Raw genomic sequence first — 5,899 nt, 5'->3', positions numbered from 1 at the left:
TAGGCGCCGCCGCAGCGCATCACCGCCAGCAGCGCGACGATCAGGTCGGGCGAGCGCGACAGGGCGATGCCGACGCGATCCTCGGCGCCGACGCCACGCGCTTGCAGCACGGCGGCGAGGCGGTCGGCGCGGGCCAGCAGTTCGCCGTAGCGCAGCACCCGGTCGCCACAGATCACGGCGACGGCGTCGGGCCGGGCGGCAGCGTGGCGGGCGATGTGCGCATGCACGGGCAGGGTCTCGCCGCCAGGCGCATCGCCCTGGCCTAGCGCCAACAGGCTGCGGTGCTCGGACTCGTCAAGCAGGTCCACCGCATCGAGCGCTTGTTCCGGAGCGTCGGCCAGCCGGCGCAGCAGCCGCACGTAATGGCGCGCAAGCCGCTCCGCGGTGCCGGCGTCGAACAGTTCCGCGGCATAGTGGAAACAGGCATGGACATGGCCGTCGCTGTCCTCGCGCGTATCGAGCGTCAGCTCCAGCGCCGTGGTGCGCTCGCCCACTGGCGCGCTTTCCAGCTCAAGGCCGGGCAGCGCAACACGCGCCGCGCGGTCGCCGCGGCGGTGGTTGTGCACCACCTGGAACAGCGGGTGGTAGCTCACGCTGCGCTCGGGCTGCAGCGCTTCCACCAGTTGCTCGAACGGCAGGTCCTGGTGCGCTTGCGCGCCCAGCACGGCGGCGCGGGTCTGGCCGAGCAGCGCGGACAGCGGCTGGCTGCCGTCAAGCTGCGCGCGCACGATCTGCGTGTTGACGAACAGGCCTACCACGCGTTCGGTTTCCAGGCGGTTGCGGCCGGCCACCGGCACCCCCACGCACAGGTCGCGGCTGCCGGTATAGCGGTACAGCAGTGCCTGGAAGCCGGCCAGCAATGCCATGAACAGCGTCCCGCCGCCGGCTTGCGCGCGTTGGCGCAGCGCATCGGCGAGCGTGGCAGGAATGTCGATCTCGCAGCGCTGCGCGCGGTAGGCCGCCACGGCGGGGCGCGGGCGGTCGGTCGGCAGCGCCAGCACGCCGGATGCGCCCTCAAGTGTTGTGCGCCACCAGGCCAGTTGCCGTGCCTGTTCGCCAGCCTCGAGCCAGTTGCGCTGCCACACCGCATAGTCGGTATAGGCGATCGCGTGCGCGGCCCCGGGCAGGGGCTGGCCGAGCCGCTGCGCGCGGTAGGCCGCGGCCAGCTCGTCGATCAGCAATTGCATCGACCAGCCGTCCGAGACGATATGGTGCATTGCCAGCACCAGCCGGTGGTGCCGCGCGCCCAGGCGCAGCAGGTGCACGCGCAGCAAGGGCGCGCGGCCCAGGTCGAACGGCGCTTCGGCGATCGCCGCGGCTTGCGCGTCGGCGCTGCCGGGGTCGGCCGACAAGTCGGTCAGCGGCAGTTCGATGCGGGCCGCGGCGCGCACATGCTGCCTTACCATGCCATCGGCGTCCGCCAGAAACACCGTGCGCAGGGCTTCATGGCGCTGCGTCAGCGTGGCAAGCGCCGCCTGCAGCGCGCCGGCGTCGAGTTCGCCGTGCAGCTCGACGCGGCTGCTGATGTGGTAGGCCGCGCTTTCCGGCGCGAAGCGGTGCAGGAACCACTGGCGCTGCTGTGCGTACGACAGCGGCGCATCGTAGCCGGTGGCGGCATCGGGCTGCGGCAGCGCGGGGATCGGCAATTGCGAGAATGCGATGCCTTGCTCGGCCATTTTGTCGAGGAAGGCGCGGCGCTGGGCCGGCGCCAGCGTGGCAAAACGCGCGGCCAGACGGGCCGCGGTGTTGGCTTCGATCATTCAGACTGACTCCAGGGTATTGGCGAACGCTTCCAGTTCCAGCAGGGCGGCTTCGTCGGCATGGCGTTGCTGGGCCGGCAGCGCCGTGGCCAGCTCGGCCAGCGTGGCGGCGCCGAACAGCAGCGCCAGCGGCACCTCGATGCCAAGTTCGCCCTGGATCCGGGACAGGAGCTGGACGGCCAGCAGCGAATGGCCGCCCAGTGCGAAGAAGTTGTCGTGGCGGCCCACCGCGGGCACCTGCAGCAGCCCTTGCCAGATCGCGGCGAGGCGGATTTCGAGATCGCCTTGCGGTGCTTCCCGCGTCGCGGCCGCGGGTGGCGCGGCGGCGTCCGGCGGCGGCAGCGCGCGGCGGTCCAGCTTGCCGTTGGCGGTGAGCGGCAGCGCGTCGAGCAGCACGACGGCGGCCGGCACCATATGCGGCGGCAGCGTCGCGGCCAGCGCGCGACACAGCGCGGCGGGATCGGGCCGGGCATCCGCTTGCGGCACCGCGTAGCCCACCAGTTGCATGCCGCCGGCAGCGGGAGCGGCGACCACCGCGGCCTGGCGCACCTGCGGCAGCGCCGCCAGCTGCGCCGCGACTTCGCCCGGCTCCACGCGGAAACCGCGGACCTTGACCTGGTCGTCGATGCGGCCCAGGTACTCGAACACGCCGTCGGCGCGGCGCCGCACGCGGTCGCCGGTGCGGTACAGCCGCGCGCCGTCGCGGGCGAACGGATCGGGCACGAAGCGCTCTGCCGTCAACGCCGCGCGGCCGAGGTAGCCGCGCGCCAGCGCGGGCCCGCCGACATAGAGTTCACCGGCCATGCCGTCGGGCAGCGGGCACAGGTCCGCGTCCAGCACGTACGCCCCGGTGCCGGGCAGCGGCTGCCCCAGCGGCAAGCCTGCCCCGGCCCGCGGCGTGGTGCCGGCCACGTGCACGAGCACGCCGACGGTGGACTCGGTCGGCCCATAGTGATTGACCAGCCGGCACGCCGGGCGGGCCGCGTGGAGGCGCGCGCGCAGCGGCGCGTCGGTGGCTTCGCCGCCCAGCACCAGGGTGTGTTCGGGCAGCACGTCGGCAAGCGGCACCCCGGCCGCCTGCGCGCCGTCGAGCAAGGCGCGCAGGTGGCCGGGCACGATCTTGAGCACGCCGATGCGGTGCCGTGCCATGTAGCGCGCGAACGCCGCCGCATCGAACACGCAGCGGCGCGCCGGCAGGTGCAGCGCGCCGCCGCTGGCCAGCGCGCCGAACAGCACCGTATGGCCGAGATCGGCCGCGGGCGTCGACACCATGGCCATGCGCGACGCCGGCGCCAGCGCCAGTTGCGACAGCACGCCGTGCAGGTAATGCGCCAGCGCCCCGTGCGAGATGCCCACGCCCTTGGGCCGGCCGGTGGAGCCCGAGGTGTAGATCACATAGGCCAGGTGGTGCGGATGCAGCACCGGCGACGGGTTGGCGTGCTCGCCGTCATACAGGGAAGCTGCGCTCAGGTCGACCACCGGCACGGCCGCCGGCAACGGCGCGATGGCGTCGGGCCGCTGCGCCAGCAGCAGCGCCACGCCGCTGTCCTCGACCATGTAGGCCAGGCGGTCGGCGGGATAGTCGGGATCGAACGGCACGTAGGCGCCGCCGGCCTTGAGGATGGCGAGCAGGGCGACGACCAGTTCGACGGAGCGCTCGGCCAGCACGCCAACCGGCACGTCCGGGCCTATCCCTTGTGCGAGCAGGCGATGCGCGAGGGCATTGGCGCGGTCATTGAGTTCGCGGTAAGTGAGTTGCGCGTCGTCCGCCGCCAGCGCCACGGCATCCGGCGCGGAGGCCGCATGGGCTTCGAAGCGATGGTGGGCAAGTTGGGTCGCCGTTGCTGCGGCCGCCAGGGGCGCGTCAGCCGTGGCGAGGCCGATGCGGCCCAGCGGGCGCGCCGCGTCGGCGGCCAGCTGGCGCAGCACCGCAAACAGGCTGTGCGCCAGCTGGGCGGCGTGCGGCTCGGCCAGCTGTGCGCGGTCGAAGCGGCAGGTCAGGCGCAGCGTGTCGGTGTGTGCGAACACCAGCGCCAGCGGATAGTTGGTCTCGGCGCGGTTGCCGATGCCGGAGAACGACAACCCGGCCGGCGCGCGGCGCAGCGCGGCATCGACCGGATAGTTCTCGAACACGACGATCGAATCGAACAGCGCCTGGCCGCTGTGTCCGGCCCAGCGCTGGATGTCGTAAAGCGGGGTGTGTTCGTGCTCGCGCAGCGCCAGGTTCAGCGCCTGCACCTCGCGCAGCCAGTCGCCCACCGCTTGCTGCGGACGCGGCGATGTGATCACCGGCAGCGTATTGATGAACAGCCCCAGCATCTGCTGCGCGGCCGGCAACTCGGCCGGGCGTCCCGCCACGGTGGCGCCGAAGGCCACGCACGGCTGGCCGGTGCAGCGCTGCAGCAGCAACAGCCAGGCGGCCTGCACCAGGGTGTTCAGCGTGACCTTCTGCGCGCGGGCGAAGCTGGCCAGCGCGGTGGTCTCGGCGGCGTCGAGTTCGTGGTGATGTTCGCCCTGGCCTTGGCCGTGTTCCGGAGCCGGCAATGCGGCAAGCAGGCGCGTTGGCGCGTCGAGCGGTGCCAGCTGCGCCTTCCAGAAGGCTTCGCCGGCGGCGGCGTCGCGCGACTGCAGCCAGCCGATATAGTCGGCAAAGCGACCGCCGCTGGCGGGCAGCGTTTCGCCGGCGTAGTGGCGCAGCACTTCTCCCAGCAGCTGCGCGGTGCTCCAGCCGTCGAGCAGCAGGTGGTGCACGGTCCAGACCAGGTGGTGGCGATGCACGCCGGTGCGCAGCAGCGCCACGCGCATCAGCGGCGGGCGCTCCAGATCGAAGCGCTGGGCCAGTTCGGCGGCGGCGAAGCGGTCCAATTCGGCGGCGTCGCGGCCGCGCCAGTCCTCCGTAGTCACCGGCAACCGCACTGAGCGGGCCACCCACTGCAGCGGCTGTTCGCCGCGATGCAGGAAACCGCAGCGCAGGCTGTCGTGGCGCGCCAGCGCAGCCTGCCACGCCGCGATAAACCGCGCCGGATCGAGTCCGTCGATATCGACGCGCAGCTGGTTGGTATAGGCGCTGCCCTCGGGCGCCAGCACGCTGTGGAACAGCATGCCGGCCTGCATCGGCGACAGCGGGTAGAGGTCCTGCACCTGCGCCGGATCGAGCTTCAGCGCATCCAGCCCGCCCTGCGTCAGCCGCGCCAGCGGGAAGTCGCTGGGGGTGAAACCCGCGACGCCCGCATTGCAGTGGGCAATCAGCGCTTCCAGTTCGTTGCGCAAGGCTTCGCCGAGTCGGCGAACCGTCTCCTCCCGATGGCGTGCCCGGCTGAAGGCCAGCGTCAGCCGCAGTTCGCCATCCAGCACCTGTCCGTTGACCGACAACGGGTGCGAGAGCGGGGCTGCGGGATCCTGGTTGGCGCCCGCGCTGTCGGCAGAAAGCCGCCACGGGCTGTCGTCGGCGAAGCTGGCGTCGAGCTGGCCAAGGTAGTTGAACACGACCTCGGGCCTGGGCACATCGGCCAGCGCAGCCTGTTGCGCGGGCGAACCGAAGCGGCGCAGCAGGCCGAAGCCGATGCCATCCCCGGGCACCGCGCGCAGCTGCTCCTTGACGGCCTTGATCGCGGCATCGAGCGCGCCGGTGCCGTCGAGCGCGACCGGGAACAGCGTCGTGAACCAGCCGACCGTGCGGCTCAGGTCCAGCGTGTCGTCGACACCGGCGACGCGACCATGGCTTTCGAGGTCGATCAGCACCTGCGAGCGGCCGCTCCAGCCAGCCAACGCTCGCGCCAGCGCGGTCAGCAGCAGGTCGTTGACGCGCGTGCGGTACGCCGCCGGGGCGCGCTGCAGTAGCGCCTGAGTCAGTTCGGCCGGCAGCGTCAGCGTGACGGTGTCGCGGTCGGCGATGGTCAGGGCGCCGTTTGGATCGTCGCACGGCAGGCTGGCTTCAACCTGCGCAAGCGCCTGCCAGTGGGCCAGTTCGCCACCGCGCTCTTTGGCATTGACGCGCAGCGCCTGCGACCAGCGCTGGTACGACGCGGTGCGTGCCGGCAGCACGGCCTGCTGGCCATGCCGGCGTTGGGCGTACGCGTCGCGCAAGTCCTCGACCAGCACGCGCCACGACACGCCATCGACCGCCAGGTGGTGGATCA

At 72.3% G+C, this 5,899-nt stretch carries 2 protein-coding genes; both read right to left on the bottom strand.

Annotated features, from left to right (window positions below):
* The coding region (locus GA0116996_RS27780) for a condensation domain-containing protein (RefSeq protein ID WP_141693775.1) at nt 1-1,760 on the bottom strand (1,760 nt) is incomplete at its 3' end.
* On the bottom strand, nt 1,761-5,899 hold a 4,139-nt coding region (locus GA0116996_RS27775), incomplete at its 5' end, for a non-ribosomal peptide synthetase (protein ID WP_141693774.1).

The organism is Cupriavidus alkaliphilus (assembly GCF_900094595.1).
GTDB classification, from domain to species: Bacteria; Pseudomonadota; Gammaproteobacteria; order Burkholderiales; family Burkholderiaceae; genus Cupriavidus; species Cupriavidus alkaliphilus.
Note: the sequence above shows the minus strand (reverse complement) of the source record. Positions and strands in the feature narration are given on the sequence as shown.